The organism is Shigella sp. FC1967 (genome assembly GCF_001743005.1).
Lineage (GTDB): Bacteria > Pseudomonadota > Gammaproteobacteria > Enterobacterales > Enterobacteriaceae > Proteus.
Genome location: NZ_MIIZ01001256.1, coordinates 1 through 440, shown reverse-complemented (window position 1 = coordinate 440; position 440 = coordinate 1). Strand labels below are relative to the sequence as shown.

Annotated in this window: 1 pseudogene; it reads left to right on the top strand. The window is 46.1% G+C overall.

The window, feature by feature from the left end:
• A pseudogene (locus BHE89_RS20850) lies at nucleotides 1-170 on the top strand (RNA-guided endonuclease TnpB family protein); the annotation flags it as partial.
• Nucleotides 171-440: the final 270 nt, after the last annotated feature.

The following is a 440-nucleotide window of genomic DNA, read 5'->3' as shown; positions in this document are numbered from 1 at the left end:
CTTAAACCGCTGCTTGCCGTGGCGAAAAAATCCCGCAGATATGGGTGGCTTAAAGAATATGATTCAATTGCATTGCAGCAGGCGGTGATTAACCTTGACGTGGCTTTCTCCAACTTTTTTAATCCGAAACTAAAAGCCCGTTTCCCACGTTTAAAAGTAAGCATGGCAGACAATCTAGCTATCATTGTGTCGGGATCAAAGTCATTGATGGCGGGATAAAAATCCCGAAAATCGCACCGATTGAAGCGCGTTTACATCGTGAAATTACGGGGGCGCTGAAAAGTATCACACTGAGCCGCAGCGCAACCGGAAAATACTATGCGTCACTACTCTGTGATGACGGGGTAGAAGCACCGGCAAAGCCAACATTGATATCAAATATCACGGGGCTTGATGTGGGGCTGAGTCATTACGCCATCAAATCAGACGGCAATAAGATT